The 20,324-nt window shown below is 64.5% G+C and carries 20 protein-coding genes, 1 tRNA gene and 1 pseudogene; 19 read left to right on the top strand and 3 right to left on the bottom strand.

The window, feature by feature from the left end:
* The 19 genes from DW899_RS09550 to DW899_RS09460 form a co-directional block, all read left to right on the top strand.
* A partial coding sequence (locus DW899_RS09550) for an ABC-F family ATP-binding cassette domain-containing protein (protein WP_147349747.1) occupies window positions 1–1,939 on the top strand: 1,939 nt, incomplete at its 5' end.
* Entirely contained in the window at window positions 1,926–2,222 is a 297-nt protein-coding gene (locus DW899_RS09545) for a hypothetical protein (RefSeq protein WP_233539812.1), read from the top strand. The genes DW899_RS09550 and DW899_RS09545, both read left to right, overlap by 14 nt.
* Window positions 2,223–2,231: 9 nt before the next feature.
* On the top strand, window positions 2,232–2,915 hold the full coding sequence (locus DW899_RS09540) for a site-2 protease family protein (RefSeq protein WP_117800856.1): 684 nt from the start codon (window positions 2,232–2,234) through the stop codon (window positions 2,913–2,915).
* A gap of 84 nt (window positions 2,916–2,999) precedes the next feature.
* Window positions 3,000–3,812 (top strand): ScpA family protein, encoded by an 813-nt coding sequence (locus tag DW899_RS09535; RefSeq protein WP_117800853.1) that lies wholly within the window; start codon window positions 3,000–3,002, stop codon window positions 3,810–3,812.
* A gap of 11 nt (window positions 3,813–3,823) precedes the next feature.
* Window positions 3,824–4,552, top strand: a complete 729-nt coding sequence (scpB, locus tag DW899_RS09530) for an SMC-Scp complex subunit ScpB (protein WP_117800850.1) — start codon at window positions 3,824–3,826, stop codon at window positions 4,550–4,552.
* A complete protein-coding gene (locus DW899_RS09525) occupies window positions 4,539–5,507 on the top strand; it encodes a pseudouridine synthase (protein ID WP_117800847.1) in 969 nt (322 codons plus the stop codon). The genes scpB and DW899_RS09525 overlap by 14 nt, the downstream gene beginning before the upstream one ends.
* 65 nt (window positions 5,508–5,572) lie before the next feature.
* Window positions 5,573–6,259: a (d)CMP kinase gene (gene cmk / locus DW899_RS09520; protein WP_117800844.1), complete on the top strand. Its 687-nt coding sequence runs from the start codon at window positions 5,573–5,575 to the stop codon at window positions 6,257–6,259.
* A gap of 3 nt (window positions 6,260–6,262) precedes the next feature.
* Window positions 6,263–6,991: a lysophospholipid acyltransferase family protein gene (locus DW899_RS09515; protein WP_117800841.1), complete on the top strand. Its 729-nt coding sequence runs from the start codon at window positions 6,263–6,265 to the stop codon at window positions 6,989–6,991.
* A gap of 2 nt (window positions 6,992–6,993) precedes the next feature.
* Complete coding sequence (locus DW899_RS09510) at window positions 6,994–7,893, top strand: 4-hydroxy-3-methylbut-2-enyl diphosphate reductase (RefSeq protein ID WP_117800838.1); 900 nt, start codon at window positions 6,994–6,996, stop codon at window positions 7,891–7,893.
* Window positions 7,894–7,895: 2 nt separating this feature from the next.
* A complete protein-coding gene (locus DW899_RS09505; RefSeq protein ID WP_117800835.1) occupies window positions 7,896–9,338 on the top strand; it encodes a DUF512 domain-containing protein in 1,443 nt (480 codons plus the stop codon).
* 10 nt (window positions 9,339–9,348) lie between these two features.
* Window positions 9,349–10,683 (top strand): ribosome biogenesis GTPase Der, encoded by a 1,335-nt coding sequence (gene der, locus DW899_RS09500; RefSeq protein WP_006236029.1) that lies wholly within the window; start codon window positions 9,349–9,351, stop codon window positions 10,681–10,683.
* Complete coding sequence (gene plsY, locus DW899_RS09495; protein WP_117800832.1) at window positions 10,676–11,359, top strand: glycerol-3-phosphate 1-O-acyltransferase PlsY; 684 nt, start codon at window positions 10,676–10,678, stop codon at window positions 11,357–11,359. Before der ends, plsY begins: the two co-directional genes overlap by 8 nt.
* Window positions 11,360–11,368: 9 nt before the next feature.
* The gene (locus DW899_RS09490; RefSeq protein ID WP_117800829.1) at window positions 11,369–12,376 is read left to right on the top strand and encodes an NAD(P)H-dependent glycerol-3-phosphate dehydrogenase; all 1,008 of its coding nucleotides are present in this window, start codon (window positions 11,369–11,371) and stop codon (window positions 12,374–12,376) included.
* A gap of 18 nt (window positions 12,377–12,394) precedes the next feature.
* Window positions 12,395–13,066 (top strand): ribulose-phosphate 3-epimerase, encoded by a 672-nt coding sequence (gene rpe / locus DW899_RS09485; protein WP_117800826.1) that lies wholly within the window; start codon window positions 12,395–12,397, stop codon window positions 13,064–13,066.
* A 6-nt stretch (window positions 13,067–13,072) separates the two neighbouring features.
* Window positions 13,073–14,251, top strand: a complete 1,179-nt coding sequence (locus DW899_RS09480) for a cysteine desulfurase family protein (RefSeq protein ID WP_117800824.1) — start codon at window positions 13,073–13,075, stop codon at window positions 14,249–14,251.
* Entirely contained in the window at window positions 14,248–15,057 is an 810-nt protein-coding gene (locus DW899_RS09475; protein ID WP_117800822.1) for a Nif3-like dinuclear metal center hexameric protein, read from the top strand. Before DW899_RS09480 ends, DW899_RS09475 begins: the two co-directional genes overlap by 4 nt.
* Entirely contained in the window at window positions 15,054–15,773 is a 720-nt protein-coding gene (locus DW899_RS09470) for a zinc ribbon domain-containing protein (RefSeq protein ID WP_117797961.1), read from the top strand. Before DW899_RS09475 ends, DW899_RS09470 begins: the two co-directional genes overlap by 4 nt.
* A gap of 3 nt (window positions 15,774–15,776) precedes the next feature.
* A complete protein-coding gene (gene coaBC, locus DW899_RS09465; RefSeq protein ID WP_233539960.1) occupies window positions 15,777–16,991 on the top strand; it encodes a bifunctional phosphopantothenoylcysteine decarboxylase/phosphopantothenate--cysteine ligase CoaBC in 1,215 nt (404 codons plus the stop codon).
* An 80-nt stretch (window positions 16,992–17,071) separates the two neighbouring features.
* Window positions 17,072–17,148, top strand: a tRNA-Pro gene (locus DW899_RS09460).
* A 608-nt stretch (window positions 17,149–17,756) separates the two neighbouring features.
* Here the strand turns inward: DW899_RS09460 and DW899_RS09455 are convergent.
* The 3 genes and pseudogenes from DW899_RS09455 to DW899_RS10610 form a co-directional block, all read right to left on the bottom strand.
* Window positions 17,757–19,154 (bottom strand): sensor histidine kinase KdpD, encoded by a 1,398-nt coding sequence (locus tag DW899_RS09455; protein ID WP_117800821.1) that lies wholly within the window; start codon window positions 19,152–19,154, stop codon window positions 17,757–17,759.
* Window positions 19,155–19,180: 26 nt separating this feature from the next.
* On the bottom strand, window positions 19,181–19,843 hold the full coding sequence (locus DW899_RS09450; protein WP_117800819.1) for a response regulator transcription factor: 663 nt from the start codon (window positions 19,841–19,843) through the stop codon (window positions 19,181–19,183).
* Window positions 19,844–20,062: 219 nt separating this feature from the next.
* Window positions 20,063–20,324, bottom strand: a pseudogene (locus DW899_RS10610) (lantibiotic ABC transporter permease); the annotation flags it as partial.

The following is a 20,324-nucleotide window of genomic DNA, read 5'->3' as shown; positions in this document are numbered from 1 at the left end:
CGCGCTCGTGGGCCCCAACGGCGCCGGCAAAACCACCATGCTCAAAATCATCATGGGCATCGACAGTCCCGACTCCGGCCAGGTCCAGTACGCAAAGGACTGCCAGGTGGGCTACCTAGAGCAGGAAACTAATCTGGAACAAAAGGACACCACCATCCTCGCTGAGGTCATGGCCGCCGCCAAGGAAATCCGCCGCATGGGCGAGCGCGCCAACGAGCTGCAGGCCCAGATCACTGAGCTCTCCGAACAGGGCAAGGACGTTGACGCGCTCCTTAACGAGTACGGCCAGGTCCAGGACCGCTTTGAGCACCTGGGCGGCTACGAGCTCGAGAGCAACGCCCGCAAGATCCTGTCCGGCCTTGGCTTTAAGGTCACCGACTTTGAGCGCCCGTGCTCCGAGTTCTCGGGCGGCTGGCAGATGCGCATCGCGCTGGCCAAGCTCTTCCTGCGTCACCCCGACCTGCTGCTTCTGGACGAGCCCACCAACCACCTGGACCTCGAAAGCGTCCAGTGGCTGCGCGGCTTTATCGCCAACTACGATGGCGCCGTGCTCATCGTCAGCCACGACCGCGCTTTCATGGACGCCTGCGTCGACCATGTCGCCGCTCTCGAAAACCGCCGCGTGACCACCTACACCGGCAACTACAGTAGCTACCTCAAGCAGCGCGAGGACAACCTGGAGCAGATGCGCGCCAAGCGCGCCGCCCAGGAGCGCGACATCGCCCACATGCAGGTCTTCGTTGACAAGTTCCGCTACAAGCCCACCAAGGCTGCCCAGGCTCAGGAGCGCATCCGCAAGATCGAGCAGATCAAAAAGGAGCTTGTCATCCTACCCGAGGGCCACAAGCACATCGACTTTAAGTTCCCCGACCCGCCGCGCTCCGGCGACATGGTCGTGGGGCTCGAGGGCGTGGCCAAGTCCTACGGCAACAAGCACATCTACAGCGACATCGAGCTCAAGCTCTACCGCGGCGAGCACGTGGCACTCGTCGGCCCCAACGGCGCCGGCAAGTCCACGCTCATGAAGATCATCGCCGGACTGGAGCCGCCCACCACCGGCACCCGCGACCTGGGCACCAACGTGGGCGTGGCCTATTACGCCCAGCACGCGCTCGAGGGCATGACCGAGTCCAACACCGTCCTGCAAGAGATCGACACCGTCACGCCCAAGTGGACCGTGCCGCAGCAGCGCAGCCTACTGGGCGCCTTCCTGTTTAGCGACAACGATTCCATCGAGAAGCAGGTTCGCGTCCTCTCCGGCGGCGAAAAAGCGCGTCTGGCCCTGGCCAAGATGCTCGTGGCCCCCGAGGCGCTCCTGTGTCTGGACGAGCCCACCAACCACCTGGACATCGACTCGGTGGACATGCTCGAGAACGCCCTGCAAAACTTCCCTGGCACCATCGTGCTGATCAGCCACGACGAGCACCTGGTGCGCGCCGTTGCCAACCGCGTCATCGACATCCGCGACGGCAAGGTCACGGTCTATGACGGCGACTACGACTACTATCTCTACAAGCGCGAGGACCTCGCAGCCCGCGCCGCCGCCGAGGCGGCGGGGGAGAGTGCACCGGCCGCGACCAAGTCCGCTAAGGTCACCGCGGCCCAGTCCGATGCGCCCGCCGCCCCCAAGCCGGCCGAGGGTAAAAAGACCAAGGAGCAAAAGCGCGCCGAGGCCCAGGCCCGCGCTGCGCTCAACAAAAAGCTCAAGGGCGTGCGCAACCAGCTCAAGAAGATCGAGGCCGAGCTCGACAAAAAGCGCGCCCGCTATGACGAGCTTATGGAATTGATGGCAAGCGAAGAGCTTTATGCCGATCAAGACAAGTTCAACGCCGCGCTGGGGGAATATAACGGCCTTAAGCAAGAGCTGCCCAAGCTCGAGGACGAATGGCTGGAGCTTTCCACCCAGATCGAAGAGGAGACCGCGCGTGAACTCTCGTAAGGCCGCTGCCGTGGCGATGAGCATCATCGCCGTCGCCTGTCGCATCTGCGGCATCTTTATGAGCGCGATGACCGTGCTGCTGTGTTTTAGCGGCCTCACCGCCAAGCTGCAGATCGTAGGCTTTGTCGTTGAGCTTTCGCGCGCACTGCCGAGCGCCATCGCCGGCTATGGCGTCATCACGTCGCCCTTTGGCGGCGTGTTCCGCCTGGATTACGCCATCGTCGCCGTGATCCTGTTTGTGATCGACTACCTGCTCACGCGCGCCTCGCGCCGCGTCCGCTAGGGGAGCGCTATGTCCAGCAGCTACCTCATGAACCTGCTCGCCAGCGCCGTCGCCGTCATCGTGGGCATCGTGATCCACGAGAGCGCACACGCCGCCGCGGCCTGGGCGCTCGGCGACAAGACGGCCCGTTCGCGCGGCCGCGTGTCACTCAACCCGCTTAACCATATCGACCCGTTTGGCACCATCATCCTGCCGCTGCTCATGCTCGCGGCCGGCGGCCCGGTGTTCGCCTTCGCCAAACCCGTGCCCGTCTACCTTAACAACCTCAAGCACCCCAAGCGTGACGAGGTCCTGGTGAGCGCAGCCGGCCCCGCATCGAACATCGCGCTCGCGTGCCTCGCTGCCGCCCTCATGCACGCGGCATATGGCAGCCTCTATACCGGCATGTTCTTTGCCATGGCGTCACAGATCATGAACTTCGGCGCCACGTTTATCGTTGTCAACCTGTCACTCGCGTTCTTCAACCTCATCCCGATCCCACCGCTCGATGGCTCGTCGATCATCGTACCGTTCCTCAAAGGCAAGGCGCTCGCCAACTACTACCGCCTGCAGCAATACGCCATGCCCATCCTCATCATCGTGCTGTATCTGCTGCCTATGTGGACCGGCATCGATGTAATCAGCCGCTATTTCGACGTTACCGTGTATCCGCTTGCTGAGCAGCTGCTCAACTTCGCAATCGCCGGCATCTAAGGTAAACTTACAGGTCGACCGTGCAAAACGGTCGTAACATGCACCCAAACCGCGCCGCGAAGGCGCCGTCAAAGGAGGTCGAAGATGTCGTATCGCGTGTCGACGCAGGTCTACAGCGGACCGTTCGACCTGCTGCTGCAGCTGGTAACCCGCCAAAAAGTAGATATCGGCGCTATCTCCATCAGCGAGGTGGCCGAGCAGTACCTTGCCGAGGCCGAGCGCATCGAGGCGTTGGACCTGGACGTGGCGAGCGACTTTTTGCTGGTCGCGGCAACCCTTTTGGACATCAAGGCCGCCTCGCTGGTGCCGCAGGAAGCCCCGCGCAAAGCTGATGACGACGATGACGAGTTCGACGAAGACCTCGAGGAGCTCAGCACGCTCGACGGCGACGCCTTGCGCGAGGTCCTGATCCAGCGCCTGATCGCCTACAAGCAGTTTAAGGGCGCGGCTGCGGCCCTCGGTGCCCGCATGCAGGCCGAAAGCCGCATGCACCCGCGTGTGGCCGGCCCCGACCCGGAGTTTTTGGGCCTCATGCCCGACTACCTAGCTGGCATCACCCTGCGCGGTCTTGCCGTCATCTGTGCCGACCTGGACGGTAAGCGACAGACCTTCTTGCTGGAGGCCGAGCACGTGGCGCCGCATCGCGTGCCGCTCGACCTGACCGTGGCCTCAGTCGACCGCTTTACCATGGCGCACCAAACCTGCACCTTCCGCGAGCTGTTGGACGGCGATGCCACCACCGAGCAGCTCGTTGTCACCTTCCTGGCCATGCTCGAGCTCGCCAAGCGCGGCTCGCTCACGCTGAGCCAGGACGAGATCTTCGGAACCATCTGCATCAACCGAGTCGAGGGCGCCGAGGCATACGTGCCCGGCGAGGGCCCCGATCTCACCGAATAGGAGCCGCAACCATGTCAACCCTTTCCACGCTGGAGGCAAACAGCATCAAAGGCGCCCTTGAGGCGCTGCTGCTGGTGTCGAGCGACCCCGTGAGTGCGCCCGCGCTGGCAGGTGCGCTCGATATCGCCCCCGGCGAGTGCGCGTCGCTGCTCGCCGAGCTCAAGGTTGAGTACGAGGAGGCCAACCGCGGCTTTCAGCTGCGCGAGGTCGCCGGCGGTTGGCGCCTGTTTACGCACCCCGCCTTCCACGACGTAGTCGAGGCCTATGTGTTGAGCTGGGACACGCAAAAGCTGTCGCAAGCGGCGCTCGAAACCCTGGCCGTCATCGCATACCACCAGCCCGTGACGCGCGAGGTGGTCAAGGGCATCCGCGGCGTCAACTCCGACGGCGTCATCGCGTCGCTCGTGGACAAGGGTCTGGTGCGCGAGCTCGGCCGCGACCCTCAGCGCGGTCAAGCCATTATCTACGGCACGACCAACGCCTTCTTGGAAAAGTTCGGCCTGCGCTCCACCCGCGACCTGCCCGACCTGGAGCAGTTTGCCCCCGACGAGCAGTCGCGTCAGTTTATCCGCGAGCGCCTGAGCGGCCGCAGCATTCAGTCCACGCTCGAGGAGCAGGCCGAGGACCTGGATGAAGAGCGCGAGCTGCTCGATACCGATGTTGAAGATGTTGAGGCAGTCGAGGACTTGGAGACCCTGGCCGTCGACGAGACCTCGGAGGATTTGCATGACGAGGACTAACGCAGCAGGGGAGACGCGCACCGCCGGCGTCACGGGCGTGCCCGCAACCGACGCCCAGCCCGTCTATCCGCACACCATGCGCCTGCAGCGCTTTTTGGCGCGTGCGGGCGTGGCGAGCCGCCGCGGCTCGGAGGACCTGATGACCGCCGGCCGCGTGACCGTCAACGGCCAGGTCGCGACCGAACTGGGCACCAAGGTCGATGTGGACCGCGACCATATCGAGGTCGACGGCATGCCCGTCAAGCTCAACCAGGGTGCCGTGTACCTGATGCTTTACAAGCCGACCGGCTACCTCACCACCATGAGCGATCCGCAGGAGCGCCCTTGCGTGGCCGATCTGGTCCCCCGCGACCGATTTCCGGGCCTGTTTCCGGTGGGCCGCCTGGACCGCGACACCACAGGCCTTTTGCTCTTTACCACCGACGGCGACCTGTCGCAGGATCTGCTGCACCCCAGCAAGCACGTCTACAAGACCTACCAGGCACTCGTGGACGGGCAGCTGACCGACCGCGATCTCACGCCGCTCCGCCGTGGCATCGAGCTCGACGACGGCCTGTGCCAGCCGGCAATCTGCCGTGTCATTAACGCGCGCGAGGCCGAAGCCGTGGCTCCGCAAGGCATCAAGCCCGGCACCACCGCCGTGGAGGTCATCATCCGAGAAGGCCGCAAGAACCAGGTCAAGCGCATGCTGAGCAAGATCCATCATCCGGTAATCCGCCTGCATCGCTGCAACTTTGCCGGCCTGGAGCTCAAGGACGTGGCCAAGGGCTCGTGGCGCGAGCTCACCGACCGCGAGGTGCAGATCCTTAAAAGTGGCGGCATCCCGCCCAAGCAGGCGAGCGCCAAGCGCAACGGCGGCAAGCCCCAAGATACGCCCGCCAGCCGCACGCGTCACCACGGCAGCCACGGCTCCGCACCCAAGCGCAACACCTACCGCGAGCGCTACACAGGCTAGGCAACCCGCCGCGCCCCAGCGCCCCGAACCATACCAGCACGTCAACCATCGAAAGGAAGCATTGCATGATCGTCGCCATCGACGGCCCCGCCGGTTCCGGCAAATCCACCATCGCCAAGGAGATCGCCCGCCAGCTGGGCTTTAACAAGCTCGACACGGGCGCCATGTATCGCGCCGTCACGTTCGCCGCGCTCGACCGCGGCATCGACCTGGACGACGAGGCGGCCATCGACGCCCTCGCCGAGCAGATCGAGATTCGCTTTACCAACGGCACCGGCGAGGACACGCGCCTGACCATTGACGGCCAGGACGCTTCGGCCGCCATCCGTACCCCGCAGATCGACGCCAACGTATCCAAGGTCTCGGCCTACCCGGGCGTGCGCGCCGCCATGCTCATTCACCAGCGCCGCGCCGCCGAGGACCGCGATATCGTGGCCGAGGGTCGCGACATCGGTACCGTCGTATTCCCCAACGCGCAAGTAAAGGTCTTCCTGACCGCTGACCCGCGCGAGCGCGCCCGCCGCCGCGTGCTGCAGCGTCACCAAAACGACGCCCAGCCGCTTACTGCCGAGCAGCTCGAGGCCGAGGTCGACGAGACTCTCGACGCCCTTAAGCAGCGCGACAAGCTTGACAGCAGCCGCGAGGTCGCGCCGCTCGTGCCCGCCGAGGACGCCGTGCATGTCGACTCCACCGCCCACACCATCGACGAGGTCGTCCACATTATCGAGGACCTCATCAACCAAAGGAGGTAGCCCATGCGCCTGTTTAAGCAGACGCCCGAGGATTACTACAACGCCCCCTACGCCGAGTTTCCGGCGCTCATCCGTGGCACCGTCGCTGTGGTCATGGCAATCCTTTGGGCCTTCTCTAAGCTCATGTGGCGCTGGAAGGTAGAGGACGCTGACCTGCTGTTTGAGCGCCAGGAAGGCCGCGGCAGCGTGGTCATCTGCAACCACACCTCGATGGCCGAGCTCTTGGCCGTGGAGACGGCGCTGTTCTTTGGGGGCCGCCGCATTCGTCCCATCTTTAAGTCCGAGTTCGCCAAGAGCAAAATTGTGCGCTGGGCCTTTAGCCGTGTTGGCGGCATCCCCGTGGAGCGTGGTACTGCCGATATGAAGTGTCTGCGCGCCGCCCAGCATGCGCTGCAACGCGGCGAGGACGTCCTGATCTTCCCCGAGGGCACGCGCATCCGCTCGCGCGAGATCAAGCCCGAGGTCCACGGCGGTTTTGCGCTCATCGCTCAGATGGGCAAGGCGCCCGTCAACCCGCTCGCCATCTGCGGCTGGTCCGACATCACGCCTGCAGGCAAAAAGCTCATGCGTCCCAAGAAGTGCTGGATCCGCGCCGGCAAGGCAGTCTCGCTTTCCGACGCACCGGCCGGGCTTAAGCGCACGGAGCGCCTGACATGGTTTGAATCCGAGGCCATGAACCGCGTCTATAAGATGCGCGACGAGCTGTGCGCCGAGCATCCGGGCAGGTTCTAGCCATGAGCGAGAGCCTAATGGATACCACCGCGACTACGTACGACCAGGACGGCGCGCCCACCATCGAGATCGCCGCCCACGCCGGCACTTGCTACGGCGTACAGCGTGCGCTCGATATGGCGCTAGCCGCCGCGCCGCAGGCAGGGGAGTGCACTCAGGTCCATACCTTGGGTCCGCTCATCCATAACCCCATCGTGGTACGCGAGCTCGCCGAGGCAGGCGTCGGTCTGGCCGACACCTTGGACGACGCCGCATCGGGCACCGTGATCATCCGCGCCCATGGCGTGGTGCCGCAGGTCATCGATGCCGCTCGCGAGCGTGGCCTTAACGTCGTCGACGCCACCTGCCCCTACGTGAAGAAAGTTCATGTGGCCGCCGAGCGCCTGGTACGCGAGGGCTATCGCGTGCTCGTCGTGGGCGAGCCGGGCCACCCCGAAGTCGAGGGCATCCTGGGCCACGCCGGCAATGATGCGCGGGTCGTGAGCTGTGCCGCCGACGCCGACAAGCTGTCGCTCAAGGGCAAGGTGGGCCTCGTCGTGCAGACCACCCAGACCGCGCAGAACCTCGCCGAGGTCGTGGCTGCTATCACCCCGCGCGTGCAGGAGCTGCGCGTGATCAACACCATCTGCGCCGCCACGAGTGAGCGTCAACAGGCAGCAGCCACACTTGCCAACCGCTGCGACTGCATGGTCATCGTGGGCGGCAAGAACTCGGGCAACACCCGCCGCCTGGCGCAGATTTGCGCAGACGCCTGCGAGCGTACGTATCACATCGAGGAAGCTTCTGAGCTCCAAGCCGCGTGGTTTACCGACGCTCACCACATCGGCATCACCGCCGGAGCCTCCACCCCGCAAGAACACATCGAGCGCGCCGTCGAGCGCATCAAGGAGCTTTGCCGCTAATCATGGACCAGACCGTACCCGCATACGCCGCCGAGGTGGCCGATTACGGGCGCAGCCACGACCCCGAGCCGGGTGAGGGCGCGCTCGTAAAGAGCGTGCGTCCCGAATCGCCCGCGTGGGATGTGGGTATCGAGCCGGGCATGCGCGTGCTCACGGTCAACGGCGAGCAGCTGACCGATATGATCGTATGGCTCTGGGAGGCCGACGACGACACCGTCGAGCTGGAGGTTTTCGACCCGCGCGACAACAGCGTCACCCCCGTGGAGCTCGACCGCTTCCCGGGTGAGGACTGGGGCCTTGAGTTCGATGGCCCCATCTTCGACGGCATGCGTACCTGCGTCAACGCCTGCGTGTTCTGCTTTATGACGATGCTGCCCAAGGGCGGCCGCTCCACGCTCTACATTCGCGACGACGACTATCGCCTGAGCTTTTTACAGGGCAACTTTGTCACGCTCACGAACCTCTCCGACAAAGATGTTCAAAACGTCATCCAACGCAACATGAGCCCCATGAACGTGTCGGTCCATGCCGTGAGCCCCGATGTCCGCCGCCGCATGATGGGCCGCAACGCCCAGCGTGGCATGGACGTGCTCGAGGCCATCATGGCCGCCGGCATCGAGATTCACGCGCAGATCGTGTTGTGCCCCGGCATGAACGACGGCGAGGAGCTGGAAAAGACCCTGCGCTTTTGCGAGGAGCACGAGCAAATCACAAGCCTGGGCATTGTGCCGCTCGGTTTTACCAAGCACCAAAACCGCTTTAGCTGGTCATACAGCGACAAGCCCGAACTGGCGCGCGAGACCATTGCCATGATCCGTCCCTACCAGGATCGTGCCTACGAACGCTTTGGCCGCCACACCTTCCAGATGAGCGACGAGTTCTACCTGGACGCCGGCATCGATCCTCCCGAGGCAGACTTTTACGACGGTTACCCGCAGTACTACGACGGCATTGGCATGATCCGCTCGTATCTAGACGAGACCGACGACGTGCTTGCCGCCGACGCCGAGCGTCTGGCCCGCGTCCGCGCTGGCATCGCCGAGCGCAACCAGCGCCTTCTGTGCCTCTCCGGCGCCAGCGCGCGCGACACCGTGGCGCGCTTTGTGGAGTCGCCCCAGGGACTCGCCGGCACCGTCACAGCCATCAAGAACCGCTACTTCGGCGGCAACGTGGACGTGACCGGCCTCATCGTCGCGTGTGACATTCTGGAGCAGCTGCCCCAAGATCTGTCGGGGGTTATGCTCTTTGTGCCTAAGCTCATGTTCAACGCTGACGGCATGACGCTTGACGAGTATCATCGTGACGATTTACTCGCAAGCCTTACCAGTCGCGGTGCCGAGGTTCATGTGGTGTCGACCATGCCGCATGAGTTGCTCGATACCCTGGAGCATATCCTTGGCATTGTGTCCGCGGACTCTAACATTTCCACTGACCCTACCCATTAAAGGAGAGCAGATGAAACCTATCGTCGCCGTCGTCGGACGCCCCAACGTGGGCAAGTCCACGCTCGTTAACCGCCTGGCCCAGACCTCGGACGCCATCGTCCACGAGTCCCGCGGCGTCACGCGCGACCGCTCGTACCACACGGCCGATTGGAACGGCCGCGAGTTCACCATCGTCGACACGGGCGGCATCGAACCGCTCAAGAGCGATGACGTCTTCGCCACGTCCATCCGTGACCAGGCCCTTGCCGCCGCCGAGGAAGCCGCCGTCATCCTGTTTGTGGTCGATGGCCGCACCGGCGTCACCGAGGAGGACGAGTCGGTCGCCCGCATGCTCAAGCGCTGCGACAAGCCGGTCTTTCTGCTGGTGAACAAGCTCGACAACCCCGATCGCGAAAACGACAGCATCTGGGAGTTCTATTCGCTCGGCATCGGCGAGCCCACGCCGCTCTCGGCCCTGCATGGCCACGGCACGGGCGACCTGCTCGACGACATCGTGGCCCTGTTGCCCGAGGAGGAGGACGAGGTCGCCGATGAGTTCCCCGATGCGCTGAACGTGGCCATCATCGGCCGCCCCAACGCCGGTAAGTCCTCGCTGTTCAACCGCATCCTGGGCGCCGACCGCTCTATCGTGTCCAACATTGCCGGCACGACGCGCGACGCCATCGACACCGTCGTGGAGCGCAACGGCAAGCACTACCGCATGGTCGACACCGCGGGCATCCGCAAGAAGAGCACCGTGTACGAGAACATCGAGTACTACTCGATGGTCCGCGGCCTGCGCGCCATCGACCGCGCCGACGTGGCGCTGCTCGTCGTCGACGCCTCCGTGGGCGTTACCGAACAGGACCAGAAGGTCATGGGTCTTGCCATCGAGCGCGGCTGCGCCATCGTGGTGCTGCTCAACAAGTGGGACCTGCTCGACGACGACCGTAAGCGCGAGGCCTGCATGGAGACCATCGACCGCCGTCTGGGCGTCATGGCTCCCTGGGCCCAGTACCTGCGCATCTCTGCCCTCACTGGCCGCAGCGTCGAGAAGATCTGGGCGATGGTCGACGCCGCCGAAAAGACGCGCTCGCAAAAGATCAGCACTTCGCGCCTCAATACGTTCCTCACCGACCTGCGCGAGTTTGGCCACACCGTGGTAGACGGCAAGCGTCGCCTGCGCATGCACTACGTGACCCAGACGGGCGTCAACCCGCCGACGTTCACGTTCTTCGTCAACCACAGCGACCTGGTCAACGACACCTACCAGCGCTACGTGGAGAACCGCATGCGCTCGACCTTCGATTTTGCCGGCACGCCCATTCGACTCTTCTTTAGGAAGAAGGAACAGAAGGATGCATAATCCGATTCTGCTGACCGCCATCTGCGCCGTGGTCTCGTTCTTCATCGGGGCGATTCCGTTTGGCCTGATCTTGGGCCGTGTGTTCAACCACACGGACATTCGCAAGGCGGGCTCCGGCAACATCGGCACAACCAATGCGCTGCGCGTGGCCGGCCCTAAGGTGGCCGCGCTCACGTTGTTGCTCGACTGCCTTAAGGGCGCCATCTGCGTCCTTATCGCGCGTCCGCTCATTGCCGACTTGGGCTATGGCTTCCCCGTAAGCATCATGGCGCCCGGAGCCCCCGGCGATTGGATGCTCGGCGTCATTTGCCTGGCAGCGGTGTGGGGCCATATCTTCTCGCCCTACCTCAACTTCCATGGCGGCAAGGGTATCGCCGTGGGCTTGGGTGTCATCCTCGCCTGGTACTGGCCCATCGGACTATCGCTGCTGGGCATGTTTATCGTGGCCGTTGCCATCACCAAGTTTGTGTCGGTGGGCTCGCTTGCCGCGGCCATCGGCCTTCCCATCGCCGCCTGCGCGGTCTTTCCGTACAGCAGCCTGGGCCTTAAGTTTTGCATGGCGATGATCGGCATCACCGTGGTGTGGGCCCATCGCGCGAACATCAAAAAGCTCATGTGCGGTAAGGAGTCCAAGCTCTCGTTTACCAAGCGCGTCACCGAACCCGACGATAAGTAGGAGAGAGTCATGAATGTTGCGCTGATTGGCTCCGGCTCCTGGGGAACCGCCGTCGCCGGCCTTGCCGCCGCGCGAGCCGAGCGCGTGACCATGTGGGCCCATAGCAAGCAGACGGCCGCCGGCATTAACGGCGAGCATCGCAACCCCAGGTATCTGGCGGACTACAAGCTGCCCGGCAACGTCGTCGCAACCACGGACCTGGCGCAGGCGCTCGACGACGCCGACGCCATCATCTTTGCCGTGCCCTCCACACACCTGCGAAGCGTATGTCATCAGACAGCGCCCTTCATCGCCGCCGACACCCCGGTGCTCTGCCTTACCAAGGGCATTGAGCCCGAGTCCGGCCTGCTCATGAGCGAGGTCATTGCCAGCGAAATCGGCAACGAGCGGCGTGTGGCGGCCCTCTCGGGCCCCAACCATGCCGAGGAGATTTGCCGCGGCGGGCTTTCTGCCGCCGTCATCGCTAGCGAAGATACGCAGGTAGGGGAGACCTTTAAGGAGCTGCTGCTGTCCACGGCCTTCCGCATCTACCTGTCGCAGGATATGACCGGTGTCGAAGTTTGCGGCGCTATGAAAAACGTCATCGCCATCGTGTGCGGCATCTCCGCCGGTACCGGCGCGGGCGACAACACGCTCGCCCTTATCATGACGCGCGGCCTGGCCGAGATCAGCCGCCTGGTGCACGCCCGCGGCGGGCAGGCCATAACCTGCATGGGACTTGCCGGCATGGGTGACCTCATCGCCACCTGTACCTCGGAGCATTCGCGCAACCGCACCTTTGGCTACGAGTTTGCCCACGGCGTGTCGCTCGACGAGTACCAGGCGCGCACGCATATGGTGGTCGAGGGCGCCGTCGCCGCCCGCAGCGTGAGCGAGCTCGCCCGTTCACTGGGCGTAGACATTCCGCTCACCTTTGCCGTGGAGCAAACGCTCTACAACGGTGTTACTTTGGATAGGGCGCTCGAGATTCTTACCGATCGCGTACCCTCCCAAGAGTTCTACGGACTCACCGACTAGCGCAGAAAGGCTTCTACCATGGGTTCCATCAAAATTGCTCCGTCTGTCCTTTCGGCCGACATGGCCAACCTCAAGGGCGAACTCGATAAGATCGCCGGTGCCGACTACGTGCACTTCGACGTCATGGACGGTCACTTTACCGGCAACCTCACCTTTGGCGTTGATATCCTCAAGGCCGTCAAGCGCTCCACCGACGTGCCGGTCGATGCGCACCTCATGGTGTCGAACCCCGACGAGACCGTCGATTGGTATGCCGACGCTGGCGCCGATATGATCACCGTACACTACGAGGCCTCCACACACCTGCACCGCACGCTCACCCATCTGCAGCAGCGCGGCGTTATGGCCGGCGTGGTGCTCAACCCCGCCACCCCCGTGTGCGTGCTCGAGAGCATCATCGACGTCGTCGATATGGTGCTGCTCATGAGCGTGAACCCGGGCTTTGGCGGTCAGAGCTTTATCCCGGGCACCATCGCTAAGCTCCACGAGCTCAGGGCCATGTGCGAGCGTCACGGCGTTTCGCCCCTCATCGAGGTCGACGGTGGCATTTCTTCCAAGAACATTGTCGAGGTCGTCAAGGCCGGCGCCAACGTGCTCGTGGCCGGTTCTGCCGTATTTAAGTCCGAAGATCCCGCTGCCGAGGTTGCGCTGCTGCAGAAGCTGGGCAACGAGGCCGCACAGGAGGCATAAACCCTTATGACCGCAGGTCAAAACCGCATACCCGTGAATCTTGACTATGCCGCCTCGACGCCCATGCGCGCCGAGGCGCTCCTTGCGCAGCGCGAGTACGACGACAGCGAGCTTGCCGGCGTCAACCCCAACTCGCTGCATTCGCTCGGCCGCAAGGCTGCCGCGCGTCTGGAGGTTGCACGTCGCGAGATCGCCCGCAGCTTTGGCACGCGCGTCCGCCCGTCCGAGATTGTACTGACCAACGGCGGCACCGAAGCCAACCAGCTGGCGCTGCTCGGTCTTGCCGAGGGCGCTCGTCAGCGCGATCGCAAGCGCGATCGTGTAATCGTTTCGGCCATCGAGCACGATTCGATTCTGGACAACCTGCCGTTGCTGCGTGCCGCCGGCTTTACCGTCGACCTGGTACAGCCCTGCCGCATGGGCTACATTGAGCCTGCCACGCTTGTCGAGCTGCTAGGCGACGACGTGGCGCTCGTGAGCATCATGGTTGCCAACAACGAGACCGGCGTGGTGCAGCCCATCCGCGAGCTTGCCGCGGCCACGCATACCGTTGGCGCCCTGTTCCACACCGATGCAATCCAGGGGTATCTGCATATTCCGCTCGATGTCACCGAGCTGGGAGTTGACGCCATGACCGTCGCAGCCCACAAGATCGGTGGCCCCGTGGCATCCGGCGCGCTCTACCTTAAGAACCGCACGCCGCTGCGCCCGCGCATCTTTGGCGGCGGACAGGAAGCCGGACGTCGTGCCGGCACGCAAGACCTGCGCACGCAGCTCGCCTTTGCCGCTGCCGCCTCGTCTCTGACGCCCCATGTGGCTCAGGAGCGCGCGAAGCTGCAAGCCCTTTCCGACAAGCTCTACGCCACGCTTACGGCCCACCAGCGCATTCACGCCACCATGGGTGACTACGCACAAGCCGACCGTCTGCCCGGCATGGTATCGATCTACATTGACGGCATGGACTCCGAGGAACTCATCATCAAGCTCGACGCCGCCGGCTTTGAGGTGTCGGCAGGCTCGGCATGCTCGAGTGGCAGCATGGACCCGAGCCATGTTTTAAGCGCGATGGGCATCGGTCGCGAGCAGGCATTGGGCGCACTGCGCATTTCCTTTGACGACCGCGTAAATCCGAGCGATCTGGACGAGTTCGCCCAAACGCTGCTCTCGATCGTGGGTGCCGTATGATCGTCGCCGAGCTTGAGCGCGCGCTGCTGGCACGCTATCCCAAGACCAATGCCGAGAGTTGGGACCATGTAGGACTCTCCGTCGGCGACCCTGCCGCGGAGATTACCGGTGTTGCCTGCGCACTCGATGCGACTGAGGCTAATGTTCGCCGCGCCCAAGAAGCAAGCGCCAACGTGCTGCTGACGCATCATCCCATATACATCAAGGCACCCGAGGCCTTTTGTCCGGCGGATGCCACACGACCCCAGTGCAGTGCGGCCCTCTACGAGGCTGCCCGCTGCGGGGTGAGCATTATCTCGCTCCACACCAACCTGGACCGCTCGCACGAAGCCCGTGTCTGCCTGAGCAAGCTGCTGGGTGCCGCACCCGTGAGCTCACTGGAGCACGTGGACGACCCCGAGGCCACCGGCCTGGGCGCACTTGCAACGCTCAACGACCCGTGCACGCTGCGCGATCTTGCCACCCGTGCTGCCACGGCCTTTGGCAGCGACCCGCGTGTGTGGGGCAAAGCTGATCGCCCGTGCCGCACCGTCGCCATTTTGGGCGGCTCCCTGGGCGACTTCGGAGAGCTCGCCATCGCCGCGGGCGCAGATGTTGTCGTGACGGGCGAGGCGGGCTACCACGTGGCGCAAGACCTTGCCTTGCGCGGGCTGCCGGTGATCTTGCTCGGCCACGACCGCTCCGAGGAGCCGTTCGTTGATATATTGATGAACTCTGCAGTTGACGCCGGGGCCGACCCCCGTCATGCGATTAAAATACTGAACCCTTGCCAATGGTGGACTGTGACAAAAGGAGAGAACTTATGAGCGCCGGCGCTACGCTACTCAAGCTGCAACAGATCGATTTGGAGCTCGCCCGCAACAAGAGCGAACTTGCCAATATGCCGGAGCTCAAGGAGCTCGCTTCCAAGCGCAAGACCTATGTAAAGCTCAAGTCCGAGATGACCAAGCTCTACGCCCAACGCAAGGACCTGGACATTGAGCTCGACGATCTCAACACCACCGAGATTCAGACCAACAACGCCATCGAGGCCGCCAAGAAGCGTCACGTCGACGGCTCTGACTATCGCGAGGTTCAGGACCTGGAGAACGAGCTCGCCACCCTGGCCAAGCGTCTGGACAAGATTGAGCACACCCGCAAGGACGTCGTTGTCGCCCACAAAGAGGCGCTCGACCGCGAGACCCGCGCGCAGGCAATCATCGCCAAGTTCGAAGAGGGCGTGAAGGCCGATACCAAGGCCGCCCGCGCCAAGGCTGCCGACCTGCAGGCTCAGATCGAAGCCGCCACTAAGGAGCGCACCGCTCTTGCCGCCACGCTGCCGGCCGACGTGCTCACCGACTACGAGCGTCTGCTCAAGCAGTTCCGCGGCTTGGCCGTCGAGACCATCCAGGGCAACATCCCCACGGTCTGCCACACCGCGCTGCAGGCATCGTCCATGAGCGACCTCAACCACGACGGCAGCGAGATCACGCATTGCCCGTATTGCCACCGCCTCCTGGTGCTCCCCAGCAAGGAAGCCTAAATGATGACGGCGGCATCCAACAATTCAATGCAACTTGAGGGAAAAACGATCCTGCTGGGTATTACCGGCGGGATCGCCGCCTATAAGTCGTGCAATATCGTGCGCCTGCTGCAAAAGCGTGGTGCCCGCGTCAAGGTCGTTATGAGCGAGCATGCTGCCGAGTTTGTGGGCCCGCTCACCTTCCGTGCGCTCACCAATGAGCCGGTCGCGGTTGGGCTATTCGACGACCCGTCTGACCCCATCCACCATATCTCGCTGGCGCAGGAGCCCGACTTGGTGGTCGTGGCGCCCGCGACGGCCAATATCATCGCCAAGATGGCCAACGGCATCGCCGACGACCTCATCTCCACCACGCTGCTTGCGACGCCGCGGCCCGTCGTGATCGCGCCGGCCATGAACAATGGCATGTGGAAGGCGCCGGCGACGCAGGCCAACATGGCCACGTTGCGCGACCGCGGCGTTCACGTGGTGGGACCCGGCAGCGGCTACCTTGCGTGCGGCGACGTGGACACGGGCCGCATGAGCGAGCCCGAGGACATCGTCGAGGTTGTCTGCGAGGTGCTCAACCCCGCGCCGCAAGACCTGACGGGCAAGCGCATCGTCATCACCGCCGGCCCCACGCACGAGCCGATCGACCCGGTGCGATTCATTGGCAACCGTTCTTCGGGCATGATGGGTATCGCCCTGGCGGGGGAGGCCGCACGTCGCGGTGCCGCCGTCACGCTCGTGCTGGGACCGACATCGCTCGACGTTCCCCGCGGTGTGGAGTGCGTGCACGTACAGACCGCCTCGGAAATGCTCAAGGCAGCGCTGAGCGCCTTCCAGACGGCCGACGCGGCCATTTGCGCCGCCGCCGTCGCCGACTACACGCCGGCGGCCCCGGCGGACCATAAGCTCAAAAAGGCCAACGAGCGCCTGGATCGCATCGAACTGGTCGAGACGGTCGATATCTTGGCCGAGCTCTCGCGCCAAAAGGGAGAGCGGTGCGTGATCGGCTTTGCGGCCGAGACCGATAACGTCGTGGAGTACGCGCAGCGCAAACTCGCGCGTAAGGGTTGCGATGCCATTATCGCCAACGATGTTTCGCGCGCCGATTCGGGCTTTGGAACCGATACCAACAAAGCTTGGATCGTGAGCACAGCGGGCACGCAAGAACTTCCCGTACTAACAAAACCCCAGCTCGCAGATGCAATTTTGGACTTGCTTCAAAATTTGTAAAAAAGTTCTTGCACAAGGACAAAGTTTCGGGTTAATATACTCCCTGTTGCGAGCGAGAGCAGAGCAACAAACAAAAGCTTCGGGACGTGGCGCAGCTTGGTAGCGCACTTGACTGGGGGTCAAGGGGTCGCTGGTTCGAATCCAGTCGTCCCGACCAGAAGTTTGCAGGTCAGGCACCTAGTGCCTGACCTTTTTTGTTTTAAGCAATTGCTTAATTTTGATTAAGCAACAGGGTGCCAAAAATCTACCTGAGCGATAATCGCCTTTTGCGGTTACTTGCGCGTTTTGCACACGCTTGAGCCGATTTATTAACGCGATATGAATCTACATACGCGTAGTTGGTATACAGCCGAGTACAGGCTGTATTTATCGCGACGATTTACACAGATATAGCAACTGTAACGAACAGGCGTGTCGCTGTCTTTATTCCAGCAGTTCACTTAATCGGTGGACGAGTGGGGTGTTGCAACGAAACGCCAAGGAGGATGGGCTCTATACGAGGACGCCGCAGAGGCAATGGCGGGGGGAGTACGGAGGGCGCCCTGAGAGCCGCTGTATGACCCCATGTCTCCTTAACTCGATTATTTGTGTTTCAAGCCACAAATCGGTCGAGCAATTGCCAAAAGAAAGGCCCATGCAGGATTGCACGGGCCTTACATCAGATCAAATTTGAGCTAGAAGCACCAAATGGGGCAGACGCAACACCATCTCGTCGCGCCCTCGGCGAGCGACATATCACAGTCGAGGTAGACATCGAGGAAATCGTCAGATCCCGCACAGGGGGACCGCGATGGTGGCCACTGCACCGCCCGAGGGGCCGTTGGCGAGCGAGACGGAGCCCCCGTGGGCGCTCGCGGCCTCGGAGGCGACGTGGAGGCCGAGCCCGTAGTGGCGGCCTCCGTCACGCGAGGAGCGGGAGGAGTCGTCCGTGAAGAGGCGCTCGCAGCCGCGTTCGAGGGCGGCGGGAGAAAAGCCCGGTCCGTCGTCGGCAACCTCGATAACGAGGTGCCCGCCCGCGACGTCGCAGGAGACGGCCACGCGCGAGCGCGCGTGCTCGGCGGCGTTGGCCACGAGGTTCGCGGCAGCTCGCGCCAGGGCGGTTCGGTCGAGCGGGGCCTCGGGCGCGCCCGCGACAGCAGGGCCCGTGGCCGCGTCGAGCGCCACGCCTCGCGCCCGGGCGATCTGGGCGGCCTCGGCGAGGACTTGCTCGCAGAGCTCGGCCGGCCGCATGGGGGCCCTCTCCGCCCCGCCGGACCCGCGCGAGGCCTCGATGAGCAGGCGCACGTAGCCGTCGAGCCTTTCGACACTGCCGGCTATGTCGCGCGCGGCGGCCGCGAGGTCGGCGTCTTTCTCGTCTTCCAGCTCCTCCGCCACGAAGTCGGCGTTGGCGCGCAGCACGGTGAGCGGCGTCTTGAGGTCGTGGGCGAGCGACGCCACCTGCTCGCGCTGCCCCCGCTCCGCGGCCCAGCGGGCCTCGAGTGACTCGGCGAGGGAGGTCCGCATGGCGTCCATCGCGGCGAGGACGTCGTTCACCTCGCGCACGTTGGTGCTGCCGACCGCGAAGTCGAGCTCCCCCGCGCCGACGCGCCCCGCCGCCTCCGCGAGCGGCGCCATCTTGCGCGAGATCACGCGGCTCGCGCGGCGCGCCACGAGCGCGAGCGCGAGCGCGCTTCCCGCCGTGGCGCCGACGAGCATGAGGTTCTGCGGGTTGGGAAGCAGGCCGGCGAGATCGCGCGAGACCCACTGCGGCAGGTACTCGCTGACGAGTGCGCAGGCCCCGCCGCCCTTGAGCGGGAACGCGGCGTAGGTGAGGCCCGAACCCCCGCCCTCGATCTCCACTGTGCCCGGATCCGCGGCGAGTGCCGTACGGGCCATTTCCGTCGCGTCCTCGAGCCGCGTACCCTCGAGGTCTGTCATCAGCACGTTTCCGTCCTTGTTCAGGATGAGGTAGCGGTACGCCGTCGGCACGTCCTGCTGCCCGCAGACGCCGTCGCGTGCCAGGCCCTCCGCGACATCGCGCGCATTGGCCGGCCCCCAGCTTGCCTCGTAGACGAAGCCCGCGTTGATCGCCGCGGAGAGCACCATGAACGAGGCGAGCCACGCCGTGGCGACCGCCGCGAACGCGTAGGCGAAGTAGCGCGCGATGACGAAGGAGAGCGGCATGCCCCCGCGACCTCGCGCCCCGATCCTCAGAGCTGCCACTTGTACCCCATCCCCCAGACGGTCGCGATCGGATCGGCGCCGGCCTCGGAGAGCTTCCTCCGGGCGCGGCTGACCTGCATGGATATGGCCGCGTCGTCGGCGTCGCTCTCCCAGCCGAGCACCGCCTCGCGTATCTGCGCGCGGCTCATGACCTGCCCGGGGTGACGAGCGAGGTACTCGCAGATGGCGTACTCGGTGGGCGTGAGCGGCACGGCCTCGCCACCCACGGCGAGGCCGCGCGCCCCGAGGTCGATCCGCACCTCCCCGAAGGAGAGGGCGTGCGAGCGCGGCCGGCGCTCACGGCGTAGATGGGCCGCGACCTTGGCGCGCAGCTCCGCGGCCCCGAAGGGCTTGCGGACGTAGTCGTCGGCGCCCAGGCCGTAGCCGGCCACAGCATCCTCCTCGGCCACGCGAGCGGTCAGGAAGACGATGGGCCCGTCGAAGTCCGGGCGGATCTGCCGCACGAGCTCGAAGCCATCGAGCCCCGGCATCATGACGTCGCAGAGCACGAGGTCGAAGCGCGAGAGGTCCATCCCCGGGACCGCCGTCGGGTCCGCCGCCCTGACGACCTCATGGCCGTCGCGGCCGAGGACGCGCGCGAGCGCGTCGAGGATCGCCCGTTCATCATCCACTGCCAGTATCCTCGCCATGTTCGACCTCCTGAAACTCTCGTCGGAATTGTACTAGCGCCGCGCTCAGCGGTCCAGAGCCCTGCGCGCAACCGCGGGCGCCCACATGGCGATCTCAGGGTTGGGCAGCACGCGGTCGGCGATCGAGCGCAGCGCCGACCCCCAGCCGGCGTCGAGCAGGGCATCCCGGCCAGGACGAGCGCTGCGGAGAGGAGGACGAGCATGGCGGCGAGCGGCCTCCTACGCATCTGCCCTCCCGTCCTCGAAGCGGCAGAACCAGGCGAGAAGGACGGCGCCGGCTGCCAGGGTGAGCGCGAGGCCAGCGAGCGCAGTCGTGAGGAGAGGGCCCGCCGCGCGTGCGGCGTCGATGAAGGCCTCCACCCCGAGCGACCCCAGGCGCGCGGGCCAGGCGAGCGGCACCCAGCTCAGGGGCGTCGCCAGGGCACCGGTGAGCTCGCCGGTCATGAGGCCGTGCGCAAGTCCGCCCACCGAGAAGAACGCG

It is taken from the genome of Collinsella sp. AM41-2BH, assembly GCF_003468085.1.
In the GTDB taxonomy this organism is placed as follows: Bacteria; Actinomycetota; Coriobacteriia; order Coriobacteriales; family Coriobacteriaceae; genus Collinsella.
Note: the sequence above shows the minus strand (reverse complement) of the source record. Positions and strands in the feature narration are given on the sequence as shown.

What these genes read in the sequence shown, in the direction of transcription:
- DW899_RS09540 (WP_117800856.1), top strand. Translation starts at nt 2,232, where the DNA reads ATGTCCAGCAGCTACCTCATGAACCTGCTCGCCAGCGCCGTCGCCGTC.
- der (WP_006236029.1), top strand. Translation starts at nt 9,349, where the DNA reads ATGAAACCTATCGTCGCCGTCGTCGGACGCCCCAACGTGGGCAAGTCC.
- DW899_RS09535 (WP_117800853.1), top strand. Translation starts at nt 3,000, where the DNA reads ATGTCGTATCGCGTGTCGACGCAGGTCTACAGCGGACCGTTCGACCTG.
- plsY (WP_117800832.1), top strand. Translation starts at nt 10,676, where the DNA reads ATGCATAATCCGATTCTGCTGACCGCCATCTGCGCCGTGGTCTCGTTC.
- coaBC (WP_233539960.1), top strand. Translation starts at nt 15,777, where the DNA reads ATGACGGCGGCATCCAACAATTCAATGCAACTTGAGGGAAAAACGATC.
- rpe (WP_117800826.1), top strand. Translation starts at nt 12,395, where the DNA reads ATGGGTTCCATCAAAATTGCTCCGTCTGTCCTTTCGGCCGACATGGCC.
- DW899_RS09470 (WP_117797961.1), top strand. Translation starts at nt 15,054, where the DNA reads ATGAGCGCCGGCGCTACGCTACTCAAGCTGCAACAGATCGATTTGGAG.
- DW899_RS09455 (WP_117800821.1), bottom strand. Translation starts at nt 19,154, where the DNA reads ATGCCGCTCTCCTTCGTCATCGCGCGCTACTTCGCCTACGCGTTCGCG.
- DW899_RS09450 (WP_117800819.1), bottom strand. Translation starts at nt 19,843, where the DNA reads ATGGCGAGGATACTGGCAGTGGATGATGAACGGGCGATCCTCGACGCG.
- DW899_RS09505 (WP_117800835.1), top strand. Translation starts at nt 7,896, where the DNA reads ATGGACCAGACCGTACCCGCATACGCCGCCGAGGTGGCCGATTACGGG.
- DW899_RS09475 (WP_117800822.1), top strand. Translation starts at nt 14,248, where the DNA reads ATGATCGTCGCCGAGCTTGAGCGCGCGCTGCTGGCACGCTATCCCAAG.
- scpB (WP_117800850.1), top strand. Translation starts at nt 3,824, where the DNA reads ATGTCAACCCTTTCCACGCTGGAGGCAAACAGCATCAAAGGCGCCCTT.
- DW899_RS09480 (WP_117800824.1), top strand. Translation starts at nt 13,073, where the DNA reads ATGACCGCAGGTCAAAACCGCATACCCGTGAATCTTGACTATGCCGCC.
- DW899_RS09490 (WP_117800829.1), top strand. Translation starts at nt 11,369, where the DNA reads ATGAATGTTGCGCTGATTGGCTCCGGCTCCTGGGGAACCGCCGTCGCC.
- DW899_RS09525 (WP_117800847.1), top strand. Translation starts at nt 4,539, where the DNA reads ATGACGAGGACTAACGCAGCAGGGGAGACGCGCACCGCCGGCGTCACG.
- DW899_RS09510 (WP_117800838.1), top strand. Translation starts at nt 6,994, where the DNA reads ATGAGCGAGAGCCTAATGGATACCACCGCGACTACGTACGACCAGGAC.
- cmk (WP_117800844.1), top strand. Translation starts at nt 5,573, where the DNA reads ATGATCGTCGCCATCGACGGCCCCGCCGGTTCCGGCAAATCCACCATC.
- DW899_RS09515 (WP_117800841.1), top strand. Translation starts at nt 6,263, where the DNA reads ATGCGCCTGTTTAAGCAGACGCCCGAGGATTACTACAACGCCCCCTAC.